This is a genomic window from Actinoallomurus sp. CA-142502, assembly GCF_050936355.1.
Taxonomy (GTDB): domain Bacteria; phylum Actinomycetota; class Actinomycetes; order Streptosporangiales; family Streptosporangiaceae; genus Actinoallomurus; species Actinoallomurus iriomotensis.
This window is the reverse complement of record NZ_JBNJMY010000001.1, coordinates 2,540,290-2,556,494: the sequence shown is the minus strand read 5'-3', so window position 1 is coordinate 2,556,494 and position 16,205 is coordinate 2,540,290. Positions and strand designations below refer to the sequence as shown.

The following is a 16,205-nucleotide window of genomic DNA, read 5'->3' as shown; positions in this document are numbered from 1 at the left end:
CACCGCTCCTCACTCGCTGCGCGGAGGGCTCGTACCTCGCCCGCCACTTCGCTCGCTGCGTCGGATTCGCTCCCGCTCATCGCAGCCCCACCAACCCGGGCGGCGGCTCGTCCACGTGCGTTGTGCGCCGGTCGTCGACGATCAGGCCGTCGACGAGGCGGATCACCCGCTTGGCGTGGCGTGCCACGTCGTCCTCGTGCGTGATCAGCACGATCGTACGGCCGGCGGCGTTGAGGCCGTCGAGGACCTCCAGCACGTCGGCGGTCGACCGGGTGTCCAGGTTGCCGGTCGGCTCGTCGGCGAGCAGCAGCGCGGGCGCCGTGACGAGGGCCCGCGCGACCGCCACCCGCTGCTGCTGGCCGCCGGACAGCTCGTTCGGCTCGTGGTCGACCCGCTCGCTGAGCCCGACGCGGTCGAGGGCGGCGAGCGCCCGCCGCCTGCGGTCGGCCGCCTTCACCCCGCCGTACGCGAGCGGCAGCTCGACGTTGGCGAGCGCGCTCATCCGCGGAATGAGGTTGAACGACTGGAAGACGAACCCGATCTTGCGGTTGCGCACGATCGCGAGCCGGCGGTCGTCCAGGGTGCCCACGTCCGTGCCGTCCAGCAGGTAGCGACCGGAGCTGGGCACGTCGAGGCAGCCGAGGATGTTCATCAGCGTCGACTTGCCCGAGCCGGACGCGCCCATGATCGCGACATAGTCGCCCTGCTCGACGGCCAGCGACACGCCGCGCAGCGCCTGCACGGCCGTGCCGCCCTCGCCGTACACCTTGGTGACGTCACGGACGTCGAGGACGGTCATCCGCGGGCTCCGCCCCGGACTCCGCCGCCGGCGCCACCGATGCCGCCCGTGCCGGGGAACCGGCCGGTCGGGAAGCCGTTGCCGCCCGTCGTACCGCCGCTGCTGGCGACCAGGACCTGGTCGCCCTCGTTCAGCCCGGACTTGATCTCGGTGCCCTGGTCACCCTGGATCCCGGTCTCCACGACCTTGGTGACCTGCTTGCCGCCGGACATGACCGTGACGGTGCCCCGCCCGCCCGCGGTCCGTACGGCGGCGGTGGGCACGTACAGGACGTTCTGCGCGCTGGCCGTGGTGATCTGGACCGTCGCCGTGGCGCCGATGCGCAGGCCGCTCGGCGGGTCGGTGAGGCTGACGGTCACGCCGTACTGCACGACGTTGTTGGACGTCGTCGAGGTCTGGTCGATCGCGGTGACCTTGCCGGTCGCCCGCGTGCCCTGCATGGCGTCGAAGGTCACCGACGCCTGCTGGCTCTTCTTGATCTTCGAGACGTCGGACTCGGTGAACTCGCCCTTGACGTCCAGCTTCGAGGTGTCGGCGATGGTGATGAACCCGCTGCCGGAGCTGGACGTACTGCTCGACGAGGTGGACGAGGACGCGCCCCCGCCGCCTCCGCCTCCGCTGCTCCCGGAGCTGCTGCTGCTGGAACTGCTGCTCGAACTGCTCGACCCGCTGGAAGAGCCGCCGACCGACCCGTTGACCGCGATGACCGTCCCGCTGAAGGGCGCGGTGAGCTCGGTGCCGTCGAGCGCCCGCAGGGCGCTGTCGTAGGAGGCCTTGGCCTGCACGTAGCTGGAGTAGCCCGAGGGGGTCGAGGTGTCGCCCGCCTCGGCGGCGCTGAGCGCGGCCTTCGCGGACTTCAGGTCGTCCTGCGCGCTCGTGTCGTCGAGCGTCGCGAGGAGTTGCCCCTTCTTCACCTTGTCGCCGACCTGGACTTTGATCGAGTCGACCGTGCCGCTCGTCCCGAAGGAGAGGTCACGGGACTTCGCGCTGGCCACCGAGCCGGAGGCCGAGACCGAGGACACGATGGTGCCGCGGCTCACGCGGACGATGCGGCCGGGCGACGAGGCGCCCGCGTCGTCGTGCAGCGACAGGTAGGCGACGCCGACCCCGACGACGAGAAGAAGAGCCAGAGCGCCGTTGAGCAGCAGGCGCCGGCGACGAAGGAGGGCTTTCACTCGCTACAGCGTCACGGACCCGGCTGGGGTGAACCTGATACCTCCCTGAAAGGTTTCTGCGTGCGGGGAGATGTCGCACGACGGCCGCATATGGACCTTTTACGGTAGATGTCCTGGCCGGTGGCACACCGCCCGAGGCACGTCGCCGCGGCCGGGTGAACCCGGGCAGGGTTCGTTCAGGAAACTCTCAGGCCAGACTCGGGTCACCGTCACCTTGGACCACGAGGATCTCGATCCGTGAACCGGCCGACCCTCCGCGATCTACGCAAACCCCCCTGGCTCGCCGCCGGCGCGGTCGTCGTCCTCGCCAGCGGGCTGGTGGCGGTGGGCGACTCGCCCGCGCGTGCCGTCACGCAGGCGACGGTTCTGCGCGGCGACGTCACGGCGACGGTCGGCGCGGCCGGGAACATCCAGAGCGCCGACACGCGTGACCTGGTGTTCGGCACGTCGGGAACGGTGACGAAGATCGAGGTCTCCCCCGGCGACAAGGTACGGGCCGGAAAGGTCCTCGCGCGCCTCGACGACACCGACGCACGCGCGCAGCTCGAGGCCGCGAAGGCGGCCGTCGCCGCGGCCGATGACACCTACGGCAAGGCACAGCAGGGCATCTGCGGCGGCTCCGGAGGCGGCGCGGGCGGCGGAGGGCAGACGCAGCAGGCCGACTACTCCTCCGGGAACGGACGCCAGGGCTCGGGATCGTCCCGCGGCACGACGTCGCGGCCGTCCTCCCGGCCCACCCGGTCGAAGACGCCGACCCCGACGCCCACACCGACGCGCAGAACGCCGACCCCGACGCCGAAGCCCACTCCCACCCGTACGTCTCCGACGCCGACGCCGACGAAGTCGCGTCCCACGCAGTCCCCCACCCACAGCTCGAAGCCGACCGCACGGCCGAGCCAGAGCCGCGGGAACGGCGGCGGGCGCGCCGGCGCCGGCGCGGGATCCGGCGGAGGCGCCCGCGGCGGCGGGAACGGCGGCGGCTGCCAGGTCAACTCGGTGCAGCTCGCCGCGGCGAGCGTCACCCAGGCCGAGGTCAAGGAACGCGAGGCGGAACGCACGCTCGCCGCCACCGAGCTCACCGCTCCGATGGACGGCACCGTCCTGTCGGTGGGCGGCACGGTCGGCGGTCAGGTCACCGGCCAGGGCCGCACCGGCTTCATCACCCTCGGCGACCTGGACGACCTGCAGGTCCGCGCGATGTTCCCGCTCGGTGAGGTGAACCAGCTGAAGCTCGGCCAGTCGGCCGAGATCAGCCTCGCGATGAGCGCCGACCGCACCTACCGCGGCACGGTCGCGGGCATCGACCCCGCCGCGACGAGCGACGGCAGCCGGGCGCTGTTCGGCGTGATGGTCTCGTTGGACGACACACCCCCCGCAGGCCTGCGTACGGGCATGAGCGCCACCGTCGAGGTGGTGACCGCCCAGGCGGAGAGCACGCTGTACGTGCCGGCCGGCGCGGTCCACCCGACGTCGAACGGCCAGGCCACGGTCCTGGTCCGCAAGGACGGCCGCACGACGGTCCGCACCGTGCGCACGGGCATCCACAGTGACCGCTACGTCGCCGTCACGTCGGGCCTGAGCGCCGGCGACCACGTCGTCGTACCGTCCGGAACGGACACGGACGGCTTCCCCACCCCCACCTTCCCGGGCGCCTGACCCCATCCCGCGAACGGCCCGAGCCGTGAGCACCGTGTACGGCCGACGATCGCACGGACGCGATGTCGGCGACCTCGCCCGGACCCTGAGCGGCCGAACCGGCCGGGAAGCGGTGGCGGGCGGCGTCGATCTCGCGCCGCCCCCGGTCGCCCGATGTGAAGGAGCATCCCTCCGATGGCCGACCGCCGTCCTGGGAGCGACCGCACGGTGCCGGTCGGCCCCCGGGCGGCGGCGGCCGGGAAGCGGCGACGAGCTCGCACCGCGCCGGAACAGTCGCCCGGTGTAAGGGAGCATCCCCCGTACGGCGGACCCCGGTCATGCGAACGGCCCGGGCCGGTCGGGCCGGCTCGGGCCGTCGGGGGAGGGACCGCGCGGTGCCCCACGGGCGTGCGGGCACCGCGGGTCTCCCGGTCAGGTGCCGCCGTTGGACGTCAGCGTCACGTTCGCCGTGTGCTTCTGGCCGTTGCGCAGATACGTCAGGGAGATCTTGTCGCCCGGGTTGTGCCCGCGGATCGCCGCGGACAGGTCGTCGGCGCCGTCGATCGCCTTGCCGTCCACCTGGGTGACGATGTCGCCTTCCTTCAGACCGGACGAGGCGGCCGGGGTGCCGCTCTGCACGGACGCCACCAGGGCGCCCTGCTGGTCGCCCTCCGCGTCGGACAGCGTCACTCCCAGGTAGGCGTGCGTGGCCTTGCCGGTCTTGATGAGCTGGTCGGCGACCTGCTTGGCCGTGTCGATCGGGATGGCGAAGCCGACGCCGATGTTGCCGTTGCCGTTGCCGGACGTGGCGATCGCGGTGTTGATGCCGATGACCTGGCCGGAGGCGTTCACCAGCGGGCCGCCGGAGTTGCCCGGGTTGATCGCGGCGTCCGTCTGGATGGCGTCGCCGATCGCGGTACCGCCCGAGTTGTTCTGCTGGCCCTGGTTCTGGCCGCCGCCGCCGAACGGGAGGCCCGGCTGCTGCTGTTGTTCGCCGCTCTCGGTGAGCGTACGGTGCAGGGCGCTGACGATGCCGGACGTCACGGAGCCCTCCAGGCCGAGCGGGCTGCCGATCGCCACCACCGGGTCGCCGACCTGCAGCTGGTCGCTGTTGCCGAACGTCACCGGCTTGAGCCCGGACACCCCCGCCGCCTTGATCACCGCGAGGTCGGTCGCCGGGTCGGTGCCGACGATCTGCGCCGAGGCCTTCTTGCCGTCGTTGAACTTCACCGTGATCTGGCCGCCGCCCGAGGCGTCCGCGACCACGTGGTTGTTGGTGAGGATCATGCCGTCGGACCGGATGATGACGCCGGTGCCCTCGTCCTGACCCTGCTGGGTCGTCACGGTGATCGACACGGTGCTCGGCTGCACCGCCTGGGCGATCGCCGCGACGCCGGTGGCCGACTTGCTGGACGCGGGCTTCACGGCGGTCGGGCTGGCGTACGTGGTGCCGCTGCCGCCGACCACCGCCGCCACGGCGCCTCCGGCGAGACCGCCGCCGAGGATCAGCGCCAGGGCGAGACCGCCCGCCGCGACCTTCCGCTTCGCCGTCCACCACGGGTGTCCGCCGGGAGCCTGGCCGTACGCCGGGCCGGGACCGTACCCCTGCTCGCCGAACGCCGCCTGGCCGTAGGGCCGGTCGTGCGGACCGGGCACCTGCTGCCCGGGCGCCGGCTGTCCGTAGGCCTGTCCGCCGTAGCCCGGCTGACCGTACGCCTGCGGGCCCTCCTGCTGGCCGTACGCCTGCTGCTGACCGGAACCGCCGGGCTGCGCTTGCGCCGCGGGCACCGGTCCGGTCTCATCGTCGGCCGGCGTCCGCGGGGCCGGAGGCGGTGGCCAGGCCTGCACGTACGTCGACTGATCCGACGCGGCCGGGGAGGTGCCGGTCTCCCGTTCCGACTCCAGTGGCGCCTCGCCGCGCGGCTCTTCCTCGTGGCCGCCCGCCGGCTGCTCGTGGGTCTCCATCGCTCACTCCCCAAGATCCCTCATCTGGTGATACTCAGAGAATCGCCAACGGGACTGGACTTCCGCTGAGACGCGCCTGAATGTTGCCGCAATAAGGGCTGTGTTAAGACCGCGCGGCTCCTAAAGAGGCGCCGACTCCACCGCGTCGGTCTCGACCGCGTCCGGATCGAGCGGCAGGATGACGCGGAACGTCGCGCCCTCACCGGGCGCGGTCTCCACCGAGACGGTGCCCCCGTGGGCCTCGACCAGCCCGGCGACGATCGCCAGGCCGAGGCCGGTGCCGCCGCGGCTCCGGGCCGGGTCGGCGCGGTAGAACCGCTCGAACACCCGATCGGCCTGTTCGGGCGGCATGCCCGGACCGCTGTCGACGACCTCGAGTACGGCCGCCGGAGAGCCGCCGAGCAGCCCGGACCGTACGACCACCTCGACGGGCGTGCCGGACGGCGTGTGCCGCAGCGCGTTGCTCACCAGGTTGCCGATCACCTGCCGGAGACGCACCTCGTCGCCGGTCACGATGAAGGCCGAACCGCTGCGCACCGACAGCGTGATCTCCCGTGAGCCGTCCACGACGCGCGCGTCGTGGACGGCGTCGGCGGCCAGCGCGAGAAGGTCGACCGGCTTGCGCGCCAGCGGGCGCTGCTGGTCGAGCCGGGCCAGCAGCAGCAGGTCGTCGACCAGGACGCCCATGCGCGCGGCCTCGTCCTCGACCCGGCCGATCAGCCGGTCCAGTTCGTCCGGCGGGACGTCGGAACGCTGCCGGTAGTACTCCGCGAAGCCCCGGATCACCGCCAGCGGCGTCCGCAGCTCGTGGCTGGCGTCGGCGATGAAGCGGCGCATCCGCTCCTCCGACTCGCGGGCGGTCGCCTCCGACTTCGCCTGGGCGCGGAACGCCGTCTCGATCTGGGTCAGCATGCCGTTGAGCGCGTTGCCGAGCCGGCCGACCTCCGTACGCGGGTCGGCGTCGGGCACGCGGCGCGACAGGTCGCCCGCCGCGATGCCCTCGGCGGTGTGCTCGATGTGCACCAGCGGGCGCAGGCTGGCGCGGACGATCGCGATGCCGAGGCCCATGACGAGCACCAGCACGATGCTGCCGACGACGATCTCCACGCCGATGAGACGGCCGGTCGTGCGCGCGACGTCGCGCAGGTCCGCGGCCACGACCACGTAGCCGCCGGCGATGGGCTCGATGTGGACGCGCCAGTGGCCGTCGCCGGACACCGCGCCGACGGTGACGGCCTGCTCGGCGTGCGTCGCCAGCCACACGGCGTCCTGCGGCACGGCGGGATCGGGCACGGAGTCACGCCAGATCGATTTGCCCGAGTCGGCCAGGACCCTGCCGGTCGCGTCGCGTACCTGGACGACGAACTGCCCGGTCACCGGCACCTTCGTCTGGGTCGGTCCGGGCTGGCTGATCACCCGGGCCGTCACGCGGGCGAACCCGGTGAGCTGCCGGTCGGTCTTGTCCAGCAGGTAGCCGCGCATCGCCGAGACGCTCGCCACGCTCACCGCGACCAGCGCCAGGGCGACGAGCGCCAGCGAGGCGGCGATGAGCTTGACCCGCAGCGGGGTCCGCGCCGACAGGCGGGTCAGCCAGGGCGGCATTACTGCTCCGGCGGCAGGCGCAGCACGTAGCCGACTCCGCGCAGGGTGTGGATCAGGCGGGGTCCGAGTTTGTCGAGCTTGCGGCGCAGCACCGAGACGTAGGACTCGACGATCCCGGTGTCGCCGCGGAAGTCGTAGTCCCACACGTGGTCGAGGATCTGCGCCTTGGACAGCACGCGGTTGGCGTTGGTCATGAAGTAGCGCAGCAGCTTGAACTCGGTCGGCGAGAGCTGGATGGGCTTGCCGGCCCGCCACACCTCGTGACTCTCCTCGTCCAGTTCGAGGTCGGCGAAGCTCAGCCGAGGCGGCGCCTCGGCCGGGCCGCCCTGGGCGCGCCGGAGCACGGCGCGGATGCGGGCGATGACCTCTTCGAGGCTGAACGGCTTGGTCACGTAGTCGTCGCCGCCGAGGGTCAGGCCGCGGATCTTGTCCTGGGTGGCGTCTCTCGCGGTGAGGAACAGCACCGGGATGTGCGCCCCGCCGCCGCGCAGCCTGCGGATGACGTCGAAACCGTCCATGTCGGGCAGCATGACGTCGAGCACAATGAGATCGGGGCGGCGCTGCAGGGCCACCTGCACCGCGTCACTGCCACCGGTCGCGGTGACGACCTCGAACCCGGCGTAGCGGAGGCTGCCGGACAGGAGTTCCAGGATGTTGGGCTCGTCCTCGACCACGAGCAGTCGCGCTTCACTCACAGTCCCATCCTGGCCTGCGGAGTTGAGTACTACCTGAACGTGCCCTGACGAAGGACTGGAGGAACACGTTTCGGCTCCTGGGCGTTGACCGGCATGCCGGGCGCACAGCCACCAAGGCGACACGCCGGGAGCCTCCGGGCCACACCGACCTGTTCCGGCCGCTATAGATGTACTTTGCACATATATACTTTTGCGCGGGGACAAGGGCTCCCTCGCTCCGGGGGATCGCCGGCGGAGGGGGCCTCATGCTGATCACGGCGTGCACGGGATGAGCCGGCTCGCACCGGCTCCACCGATCTCGGCTCCCGACACGAGGATCCGTCCCCGATGGTGGCGCGAGGTCGCCCTGCTCGGCGCGATGTACCTGCTGTACGACGGAGTGCGCCTGCTCGTCTCCGCCGGCCACGGCGAGGCGTTCGCCAACGCCCATCGCGTGCTGGACCTGGAGCGCACGCTGCGCATCGCGGATGAGACGAGCATCAACCACGCCGTCTCGTCGATCCCGGAGTTCGGCGTGCCGCTGTCCTACGCGTACGCCATGCTGCACTACGTGGTGACGCCGCTGGTGCTGGTGTGGCTGTGGCGCCGCCGGCCCGGCGTCTACCGCGGCGCGCGTACGGCGCTGGTGATCGCGACGCTCATCGGGCTGCTCGGGTTCTGGTTGTTCCCCACCGCCCCGCCGCGCATGCTGCCCGGCTTCGTCGACACGCTCGCCAGGTATCACGACTGGGGCTGGTGGGGCGACGCGGCCAGCGCGCCCCGCGGTCTGGCCGGCCTGACCAACGAGTTCGCGGCGATGCCGTCCCTGCACGTCGGCTGGGCCGCCTGGTGCGGCTGGCAGATCGCGCGCAACACGACCTGGCGCTGGCTGCGAGTGCTCGGCGCCCTCTATCCGGTGTTCATGCTCGTCGTCGTGGTCGGCACCGCCAACCACTACATCGCGGATGCCATCGCCGGCCTGGCGGTGATCGCCGCCGGGGCGCTGCTCGCCCGGCTGCGCGAGCGACGCCGCGTCAGGCGTCCGGCCGATCGCCTCCGGAGGGCGACTCAGCCTTCTTGACGCCGGTGGCCGCCTTGCCGGCCTGGTCACCGGAGTCCCGGCCGGTCTGGCGACGCTCCCACTCGGCCTGGCGCAGGTCGTCCTCGCTCGGGGCCTGGATGCGCGCGATTCGTTTGTTCATCGAGCGGATCAGGAAGAAGAGCGTCACGCCCAGCGCCGCGACGATGAGGAACGCGCCGACCCCAGGCGTCACCTGGTCTTCGTTGACCGCGAGAACCATCATGGCAGGCACACCTTTTCCTGGACCTCGTGAACGCCGGCGAACAGATCGTCCTCCGGCAGCTCGGTGTCCACCAGTGAACGTGCCAAATGGTAGTCCTCGGTCGGCCATGCCTTGCGCCGGAGGTCGGTCGGGCAGGCGAAGAAGGGCCCGTTCGGGTCGATCTGCGTGGCGTGGGCGATCAGCGCCTGGTCGCGTAGGTCGAAGTAGTCCGCGCAGGGCACCTTGGTGGTGATCTCCCACTTCAGCGGCCGGTCCTGCCAGCGCTGGAGCATCTCCTCGTACGGCGACTCGAGGCCGGCGTCGAGCATCGCCTTGTGCTCGGCGAGGTAGCGATCCTGGTGGAAGGTCATGTGGTAGTAGAGCTTGAGCGGCTGCCACGGCGCCCCGGCGCCGGGGTAGCGGTCGGGGTCGCCCGCCGCGTCGAAGGCCTCCACCGAGACCTTGTGGGTCATGATGTGGTCGGGGTGGGGGTAACCGCCGTTCTCGTCGTAGGTCAGGATCACGTGCGGGCGGAACTCCCGTACGGCGCGCACGAGCGGCTCGCTGGCGACCTCGATCGGCTGCAGGCCGAAGCAGCCCTCCGGCAGCGGCGGCAGCGGGTCGCCCTCCGGCAGGCCCGAGTCGACGAAGCCGAGCCACCGCTGGTCGACGCCGAGGATCTCGCGGGCCCTGGCCATCTCCTGCATGCGCACGGCGGCGAGGTCGGCCTTGATCTCCGGGCGGTCCATCGCCGGGTTGAGGATGTCGCCGCGCTCGCCTCCGGTACAGGTCACCACGAGGACCTGAACGCCTTCGGCGGCATAGCGCGCCATGGTCGCCGCGCCCTTGCTGGACTCGTCGTCCGGATGGGCGTGCACGGCCATCAGGCGCAGCGGTTCGCGACACGTCGAGGTCTCGGACAACTCAGGCTCCCCGTGAGCGTAAGGTCGTATTCATCCGATGCGGGACCGGGCGTCCGGCGACCGCACCGCGAAGCATGATTCTCCCTGAGAACAACACCGCCCCGCACGGAGATTCCCATGAGCTCGACCGGCACCACCACCAGGCGTAACGGGGTGGCCTATGCGGTCATCGGGGTGTTCGTCGCGATCTGCGCCGCCGGTTGGGCCATCATCATGGCGCACACGGAGGGGACTCCGGGGATCACGCCGCAGATCGTCTCCTGGCAGGCGGCCGACCGGTCGGTCCGCGTGCATTACCAGATCTCCAAGTCCAAGGGCGACAATGTGCGCTGTGCGCTCATCGCGTACGACACGGCTCACGCGGAAGTGGGGCGAATGGAGGTGACCGTGCCGACCGGCACGGGTGACGTCGATCGCCGCCAGCAGCTTCCGACGAGGTCCCGTGCGACCGCGGTTGACGTCCAGGGGTGCCGTACAGGTTAATACCGGCTCTCCCCTGGGGAACAAACAAGAGCGTCATAACGACACAAAGCTCTCTTGCGCTGGCTACTTCACGTTTGAATGCCGGTAGCCTTGAGAGTTCTACGGCCGCACTTCACGTGGATGAGGAGTACCCGTGACCGAGACCCGCGATGCCAACGTCACCTGGCTTACCCAGGAGGCGTACGACCGGCTCAAGCACGAGCTGGACTACCTCACGGGCGAAGGCCGGATCGAGATCGCCGCAAAGATCGAGGCCGCCCGCGAGGAAGGTGACCTCCGCGAGAACGGCGGTTACCACGCGGCAAAGGAAGAGCAGGGCAAGCAGGAGGGCCGCGTCCTCCAGCTTCAGCAGATCCTGCAGAACGCGCGCGTCGGCGAGGCGCCGCGTGCGGAGGGCGTGGTCGGTCCCGGAATGACGGTGACCATCCAGTTCGTGGGCGACGACGAGGAGGTCACGTTCCTGCTGGCCTCGCGTGAGGAGAGCGGCGCCCCGATCGACGTCTACTCCCCCAAGTCGCCCCTCGGCGCCGCCATCAACGGCAAGAAGGTCGGCGAGAAGGCCAAGTACACGCTGCCCAACGGCAAGAGCATGTCCGTCGAGATCCTCGACGCCACGCCCTACGGCGGCTCCTGAGCCTTAGGGCCTGTCTCACTGACGTACGGCCGCGTGCACCAGCGGCAGGGTCCGCTGGTGCACGGGGGTCGCCAACGCGATCACGGTCGACGTCCGGTGCACGCCTTCCACATCGACGATCAGGTCGATGACCCGTTGCAGGTCCTGGTTCCCGCGTCCGACGATGCGGCACAGCATGTCGCCCCCACCGGTGATCGTGTGCACCTCGATCACCTCCGGGATGGCGGCCAGCCGTGCCGCGACGGAGTCGTGCCCGCCCGCCTGCCGGATCTCCAGCGTCACGAACGCGGTGACCTGGTAGCCGAGGGCGGCCGGGTCGACCTCGGGGCCGAAGCCCCGGATCACGCCGCGCTGCTGTAGCCGGTCCAGGCGTGCCTGCACGGTGCCGCGCGCGACGCTGAGCCGGCGCGAGCACTCCAGCACGCCGATGCGCGGCTCGTCGGCCAGCAGCGCGATCAGCCGCGCGTCGAGTTCGTCGATCATGGCGTTCCTCGCTGTAGGCAGCCTGTACAGATTTTCGAGTGTCCTCGGGATCAGGGTGTACAGGTTGCTCAGCTATTTCAAGTGCTCTTGCGCAACCTGTGGACGGGATCGACATTGAGGGGGTCGAGCTGTCGTTCACCCGTCGCGTGAGGAGCACCATGACGACCGCAGCCAACGAACACGTTCCGGCCGACGCGCGCGAGGCGGACGCCTTCCCGGTCAGGGGCATGGACGCCGTCGTGTTCGCCGTGGGCAACGCCAAGCAGGCGGCGCACTACTACTCCACCGCGTTCGGCATGCGCTGCGTGGCGTACAAGGGGCCGGAGACGGGCAGCCGGGACGAGACCGCGTACGTCCTGGAGTCGGGCGGCGCGCGGTTCGTGCTCAAGGGCGCCGTGCACGCCGGCACCGACCTGGGCCGCCACGTCGCCGAGCACGGTGACGGAGCGATCGACCTGGCCATCGAGGTGCCGGACGCGACCGCGGCGTACGAGCACGCCGTCGCCCAGGGCGCGACCGGGCTGGACAAGCCGCACGTGCTGGAGGACGAGCACGGCCGGGTCGTGATCGCCGCCATCGCCACGTACGGCGAGACCCGCCACTCCCTCGTCGAGCGGGGCGACTACTCCGGCCCGTACCTGCCCGGGTACGTCGCCGCCGACCCGATCGTGGCCCCCGGCGACCGGCGCTTCTTCCAGGCGATCGACCACTGCGTGGGCAATGTCGAGCTCGGCCGGATGGACGAGTGGGTGGGCTTCTACAAGCGCGTCATGGGCTTCACGAACATGAAGGAGTTCATCGGCGACGACATCGCCACGGAGTACTCCGCGCTGATGTCCAAGGTCGTCGCGGACGGCCGCGGCAAGGTCAAGTTCCCGCTCAACGAGCCGGCGATCGCGAAGAAGAAGTCGCAGATCGACGAGTACCTGGAGTTCTACGGCGGTCCGGGCATGCAGCACATCGCCCTGGCGACGAACGACATCCTCTACTCCGTCGACGCGATGCGCGCCGCCGGCCTGGAGTTCCTCACCACGCCCGACTCCTACTACGAGGACGAGGAGCTGCGGAGCCGCATCGGCGAGGTGCGCGTGCCGATCGAGGAGCTGCAGAAGCGCGGCATCCTGGTCGACCGCGACGAGGACGGCTACCTGCTGCAGATCTTCACCAAGCCGGTACAGGACCGCCCGACGGTCTTCTTCGAACTGATCGAGCGGCACGGGTCGCTCGGCTTCGGCAAGGGCAACTTCAAGGCCCTGTTCGAGGCGATCGAGCGCGAGCAGGAACGCCGCGGCAACCTCTGACCGCTTCCGCGGCGGATCGTGTCCCGCCCGGTCCGGGCGTCGTCAGCGGACGACGTCCGGCCGCATGGCCTTGAGAAAGACCTCGACGAGGGCGTCGGCGTATTCGGGGGTGAGCGGGCCGGAGCGGAGCAGCCAGCGCTGGTAGAGAGGTGCGTACAGCAGCTCCAGCGCCAGGTCGAGGTCGGCGTCCGCGGCGAGTTGCCCGGCCCGTTGCGCGCTGCGCAGCCGGGCCTTCTTGGCCTCGTCCACCGGACCGCCCAGCTTCTCGCGATACTGGGCGGCCAACGCGGGGTCGTTGACGATCTCGGCGTTGAGCGCGCGGATCGGCCCCTCGAACGCGGGGTCGGCGAACTCCGCCACCGTCGCCCGCATCACCACCTTGAGATCGGCCTCCAGGTCGCCGGTGTCGGGCAGAGCCACGCCCTGTCCCGGTCCGGACTCGCTCAGCGCCAGGAAGGCGTCGAAGATCACAGCGCCCTTGGAGGGCCACCAGCGGTAGATGGTCTGCTTTCCCACGCCGGCCCGGGCCGCGATGCCCTCGATGGTCAGCTTGGCGTACCCCATCTCGGCGATCAGCTCGCGGGCGGCGGTGAGGATGGCCTGCCGGGAGCGCTCGCTGCGGCGGGCGGGGTTGGGCGGCTTGACCATGACCCGGATCGTACCACTCTATGAGACGAGACGTTCCGTCTTGACATCTTGCCGAGGCGAGACGTATCGTCTTGCCTCGTTACGGAGAACCAGACAGGAGGGGGTGAAGTCCATGAACCGTGTGTGGTTCATCACGGGCGCGTCGCGCGGTCTGGGCCGGGCGTTCGCGGAGGCGGCGCTGGAGGCGGGCGACCGGGTCGTCGGGGCCGCGCGGAACGTCGAGCCGCTCGCCGACCTCGCCGGGAAATACCCCGACCGGCTGGTACGGCTGCCCCTGGATGTCAGCGACCGCGCGGCCGTGTTCGCGACCGTGGACCGGGCGGCGGCGGCCTTCGGCAGGCTCGACATCGTGGTCAACAATGCCGGCGGCATGCTGCTGGGCATGGTGGAGGAGGCGACGGAAGAACAGATCAGGGCCCACTTCGACGTCAACCTCTTCGGCGCGGTCTGGGTCACCCAGGCTGTGCTCCCGCATCTGCGCGCCCAGGGCGGCGGGCGCATCCTGCAGGTCACGACGATGGGCACCGGCGGCGGTTTTCCGATGGTCGGCCTGTACGCGGCCGGCAAGTCGGCCCTCGACTCGGTCTCCGAGGCCGTGGCGATGGAGGCCGAGCAGTTCGGCGTCAAGCTCACCATCGTCCAGATGGGCGACTACGACACCGGCCTGTTCACCACGGGCACCACGGCGACGACGCCCGACCCGCACTACCAGGAACTGCGCGACAAGATGATCGAGATGTGGGGCGAGGACGCCGGTCCCTCCCCGAGCACGGCCGCCCCCGTGATCATGGAGCTGGTCGACCTGCCGGAGCCGCCCCGGCGGCTCATCGTCGGCGGCGCGTCCTTCGACATGGTGCAGCAAAGCCTTCAGGCCCGCACGGCGCAGTACCGCGAGTGGGAGCACCTCAGCCGCATGGCGCCCGGCTGACGTGACCGCAGGACGAGCGTCGTGGCGGCGAGGATCACCGCCGTGGCCCTGAGGACGTCGCATTCCCGGCCAGGACCGTGACTTCGCCGCTGGCCGGGAAAGACGCCCGTTTTGAGCTGGGTGGGATGACGCCCGCAATGCCCGTTCCGTACGTCCGAAGCCCCGGCTGCACCCTCCCGATTTGGCGTTTGGGCCGCTGACCAGCCACTCTGTATCGATGAAAGCCCGCCGGACCGCCGCGAGCGTCCTCCTGCCCCTGGCCCTGACGGCCTGTACGGCAGGCAGCGCCCGTGTCCCCGCGCAGCAGGCCGCGCACGCGGCGCCCGGCGCCGCGAGCGCCGGCGACTCCGTGGTGCCCGGCAGCGGCAACGGCGGCTACGACGTCCAGCACTACGACCTCGACCTGAAGATCACCCCGCAGGCGCATCCGGCGATCGCCGGCACCACGACGATCACCGCGACCGCCACTCAGGCGCTGAGCCGGTTCGATCTCGACCTCACCGGGCTCGACGTCACCAAGGTCACGGTCGGCGGGGTGTCCGCGACGCACAGCCGAGTGCCCGGCAAGCTGGTCGTCACTCCCCCGAAGCCGATCGCCCGGGGCGGCTCGTTCACGGTGGCCGTCACCTACTCCGGCAACCCGAAGGCGGTCGACGACCACCTGCTCGGCAAGTACGGCTGGATCCGTACCGGCGATGGCGTGTTCACCGGCGACGAGCCCGACGGGGCGCACAGCTGGTTCCCGAGCAACGACCACCCGAGGGACAAGGCGACGTTCGGGTTCCGCGTCACCGTGCCGCGCGGGCTGACCGCGGTGGCCAACGGCGAGCTCGCCGGCACCACCGAGTCCGGTGACGCGGTCACCTACACCTGGCGCGAACGCGATCCGATGGCGACCTACCTCGCGATGGTCGACGTCGGCCGGTTCAAGGTCCGCCAAGGACGCACGCCGGGCGGGGTTCCGGTCTACGTCGCCGTCGACTCCTCCATCGACCAGGCCGGCCTGGACTCCCTGTACGACAACACGGTGAAGGTCACCGACGCCTGGGCCAAGCTCTTCGGCCCGTACCCCTTCACCTCGACGGGTGGGGTGGTCGACGACGCGCCGGTGCAGTTCGCCCTGGAGACCCAGACCAGGCCGGAGTACATCGCGGGCATGGCCGCGCTGCCCACCGTGGTCGCGCACGAGCTGTCCCACCAGTGGTTCGGCGACAGCGTCTCGGTGACGCGGTGGGGCGACATGTGGCTCAACGAGGGGTTCGCGACGTACGCCGAGTGGATGTGGGGTGAGCGGGAGAACCCCGCCGACACGGTCCAGAGCCAGTTCGACAGCCGGTACTCCCAGACGCGCGGCTCCGACCTGTGGAACATCCCGCCGGCCGCGCCCGGCCGCACCGCGCTGTTCGGCCGTTCGGTCTACGACCGCGGTGCGATGGCGCTGCACGCGTTGCGCAAGAAGGTCGGTGACCAGCGGTTCTTCGCGATCCTGCGTGCCTGGACCGCCGAGCACCGGCACGGCAACGCCACGACCGCGCAGTTCACGGCGCTCGCCCAGCGGGTCTCCGGCATGGACCTGCGCCATCTGTTCCAGGTGTGGCTGTACGACAGAGGGCGCCCCGTGAACTGGTAGCCGGACGGAACGCCGCACCGACGCGGATCTTGCAGCGAAGCA

Annotated in this window: 16 protein-coding genes; 7 read left to right on the top strand and 9 right to left on the bottom strand. The window is 70.8% G+C overall.

Going from position 1 to position 16,205, the window contains the following annotated elements; genetic code table 11:
• Positions 1-76: 76 nt before the first annotated feature.
• The gene (locus ACQEV1_RS12470) at positions 77-799 is read right to left on the bottom strand and encodes an ABC transporter ATP-binding protein (RefSeq protein WP_433393837.1); all 723 of its coding nucleotides are present in this window, start codon (positions 797-799) and stop codon (positions 77-79) included.
• A complete protein-coding gene (locus tag ACQEV1_RS12465; RefSeq protein WP_433393835.1) occupies positions 796-1,974 on the bottom strand; it encodes an efflux RND transporter periplasmic adaptor subunit in 1,179 nt (392 codons plus the stop codon). Before ACQEV1_RS12465 ends, ACQEV1_RS12470 begins: the two co-directional genes overlap by 4 nt.
• A gap of 237 nt (positions 1,975-2,211) precedes the next feature.
• Here ACQEV1_RS12465 and ACQEV1_RS12460 point away from each other — a divergent pair, with 237 nt between their 5' ends.
• On the top strand, positions 2,212-3,630 hold the full coding sequence (locus tag ACQEV1_RS12460) for an efflux RND transporter periplasmic adaptor subunit (RefSeq protein ID WP_433393833.1): 1,419 nt from the start codon (positions 2,212-2,214) through the stop codon (positions 3,628-3,630).
• A 411-nt stretch (positions 3,631-4,041) separates the two neighbouring features.
• On the opposite strand, the gene ACQEV1_RS12455 is transcribed toward ACQEV1_RS12460, so the two are convergent.
• The 3 genes from ACQEV1_RS12455 to ACQEV1_RS12445 form a co-directional block, all read right to left on the bottom strand.
• Positions 4,042-5,574 carry a S1C family serine protease gene (locus ACQEV1_RS12455; RefSeq protein WP_285618613.1) on the bottom strand — a complete coding sequence of 511 codons (1,533 nt, stop codon included), beginning with the start codon at positions 5,572-5,574 and terminating at the stop codon, positions 4,042-4,044.
• 120 nt (positions 5,575-5,694) lie between these two features.
• Positions 5,695-7,176: a sensor histidine kinase gene (locus ACQEV1_RS12450; RefSeq protein WP_285618614.1), complete on the bottom strand. Its 1,482-nt coding sequence runs from the start codon at positions 7,174-7,176 to the stop codon at positions 5,695-5,697.
• On the bottom strand, positions 7,176-7,871 hold the full coding sequence (locus ACQEV1_RS12445; protein WP_285570999.1) for a response regulator transcription factor: 696 nt from the start codon (positions 7,869-7,871) through the stop codon (positions 7,176-7,178). Before ACQEV1_RS12445 ends, ACQEV1_RS12450 begins: the two co-directional genes overlap by 1 nt.
• 268 nt (positions 7,872-8,139) lie before the next feature.
• Here ACQEV1_RS12445 and ACQEV1_RS12440 point away from each other — a divergent pair, with 268 nt between their 5' ends.
• Positions 8,140-8,931: a phosphatase PAP2 family protein gene (locus ACQEV1_RS12440; RefSeq protein WP_285618616.1), complete on the top strand. Its 792-nt coding sequence runs from the start codon at positions 8,140-8,142 to the stop codon at positions 8,929-8,931.
• On the opposite strand, the gene ACQEV1_RS12435 is transcribed toward ACQEV1_RS12440, so the two are convergent.
• Positions 8,885-9,154: a hypothetical protein gene (locus tag ACQEV1_RS12435; protein WP_285571005.1), complete on the bottom strand. Its 270-nt coding sequence runs from the start codon at positions 9,152-9,154 to the stop codon at positions 8,885-8,887. The two genes, ACQEV1_RS12440 and ACQEV1_RS12435, sit on opposite strands and share 47 nt — an antisense overlap.
• Positions 9,151-10,017 (bottom strand): mycothiol conjugate amidase Mca, encoded by an 867-nt coding sequence (gene mca, locus ACQEV1_RS12430; protein WP_285618903.1) that lies wholly within the window; start codon positions 10,015-10,017, stop codon positions 9,151-9,153. The genes ACQEV1_RS12435 and mca overlap by 4 nt, the downstream gene beginning before the upstream one ends.
• A gap of 156 nt (positions 10,018-10,173) precedes the next feature.
• Between mca and ACQEV1_RS12425 the strand changes: the two genes are divergently transcribed.
• Complete coding sequence (locus ACQEV1_RS12425) at positions 10,174-10,539, top strand: DUF4307 domain-containing protein (protein ID WP_285618620.1); 366 nt, start codon at positions 10,174-10,176, stop codon at positions 10,537-10,539.
• Between the two features lie 133 nt (positions 10,540-10,672).
• Positions 10,673-11,173 (top strand): transcription elongation factor GreA, encoded by a 501-nt coding sequence (gene greA / locus ACQEV1_RS12420; RefSeq protein WP_285571010.1) that lies wholly within the window; start codon positions 10,673-10,675, stop codon positions 11,171-11,173.
• A 15-nt stretch (positions 11,174-11,188) separates the two neighbouring features.
• Here greA and ACQEV1_RS12415 read toward each other — a convergent pair whose 3' ends face one another.
• Complete coding sequence (locus ACQEV1_RS12415) at positions 11,189-11,656, bottom strand: Lrp/AsnC family transcriptional regulator (protein WP_285571013.1); 468 nt, start codon at positions 11,654-11,656, stop codon at positions 11,189-11,191.
• Positions 11,657-11,814: 158 nt separating this feature from the next.
• Here ACQEV1_RS12415 and hppD point away from each other — a divergent pair, with 158 nt between their 5' ends.
• Positions 11,815-12,957: a 4-hydroxyphenylpyruvate dioxygenase gene (hppD, locus tag ACQEV1_RS12410; RefSeq protein ID WP_433393828.1), complete on the top strand. Its 1,143-nt coding sequence runs from the start codon at positions 11,815-11,817 to the stop codon at positions 12,955-12,957.
• Between the two features lie 42 nt (positions 12,958-12,999).
• Here hppD and ACQEV1_RS12405 read toward each other — a convergent pair whose 3' ends face one another.
• Positions 13,000-13,605 (bottom strand): TetR/AcrR family transcriptional regulator, encoded by a 606-nt coding sequence (locus tag ACQEV1_RS12405; protein WP_433393826.1) that lies wholly within the window; start codon positions 13,603-13,605, stop codon positions 13,000-13,002.
• A gap of 112 nt (positions 13,606-13,717) precedes the next feature.
• On the opposite strand from ACQEV1_RS12405, the gene ACQEV1_RS12400 reads away from it, so the two are divergent.
• Positions 13,718-14,533, top strand: a complete 816-nt coding sequence (locus ACQEV1_RS12400; protein ID WP_433393824.1) for an SDR family NAD(P)-dependent oxidoreductase — start codon at positions 13,718-13,720, stop codon at positions 14,531-14,533.
• A 217-nt stretch (positions 14,534-14,750) separates the two neighbouring features.
• On the top strand, positions 14,751-16,163 hold the full coding sequence (locus ACQEV1_RS12395; RefSeq protein WP_433393822.1) for a M1 family metallopeptidase: 1,413 nt from the start codon (positions 14,751-14,753) through the stop codon (positions 16,161-16,163).
• The last annotated feature ends 42 nt before the right edge of the window (positions 16,164-16,205 follow it).

What these genes read in the sequence shown, in the direction of transcription:
- ACQEV1_RS12470 (WP_433393837.1), bottom strand. Translation starts at nt 799, where the DNA reads ATGACCGTCCTCGACGTCCGTGACGTCACCAAGGTGTACGGCGAGGGC.
- ACQEV1_RS12455 (WP_285618613.1), bottom strand. Translation starts at nt 5,574, where the DNA reads ATGGAGACCCACGAGCAGCCGGCGGGCGGCCACGAGGAAGAGCCGCGC.
- ACQEV1_RS12450 (WP_285618614.1), bottom strand. Translation starts at nt 7,176, where the DNA reads ATGCCGCCCTGGCTGACCCGCCTGTCGGCGCGGACCCCGCTGCGGGTC.
- ACQEV1_RS12440 (WP_285618616.1), top strand. Translation starts at nt 8,140, where the DNA reads ATGAGCCGGCTCGCACCGGCTCCACCGATCTCGGCTCCCGACACGAGG.
- ACQEV1_RS12435 (WP_285571005.1), bottom strand. Translation starts at nt 9,154, where the DNA reads ATGATGGTTCTCGCGGTCAACGAAGACCAGGTGACGCCTGGGGTCGGC.
- mca (WP_285618903.1), bottom strand. Translation starts at nt 10,017, where the DNA reads ATGGCCGTGCACGCCCATCCGGACGACGAGTCCAGCAAGGGCGCGGCG.
- ACQEV1_RS12425 (WP_285618620.1), top strand. Translation starts at nt 10,174, where the DNA reads ATGAGCTCGACCGGCACCACCACCAGGCGTAACGGGGTGGCCTATGCG.
- ACQEV1_RS12415 (WP_285571013.1), bottom strand. Translation starts at nt 11,656, where the DNA reads ATGATCGACGAACTCGACGCGCGGCTGATCGCGCTGCTGGCCGACGAG.
- hppD (WP_433393828.1), top strand. Translation starts at nt 11,815, where the DNA reads ATGACGACCGCAGCCAACGAACACGTTCCGGCCGACGCGCGCGAGGCG.
- ACQEV1_RS12405 (WP_433393826.1), bottom strand. Translation starts at nt 13,605, where the DNA reads ATGGTCAAGCCGCCCAACCCCGCCCGCCGCAGCGAGCGCTCCCGGCAG.
- ACQEV1_RS12400 (WP_433393824.1), top strand. Translation starts at nt 13,718, where the DNA reads ATGAACCGTGTGTGGTTCATCACGGGCGCGTCGCGCGGTCTGGGCCGG.
- ACQEV1_RS12395 (WP_433393822.1), top strand. Translation starts at nt 14,751, where the DNA reads ATGAAAGCCCGCCGGACCGCCGCGAGCGTCCTCCTGCCCCTGGCCCTG.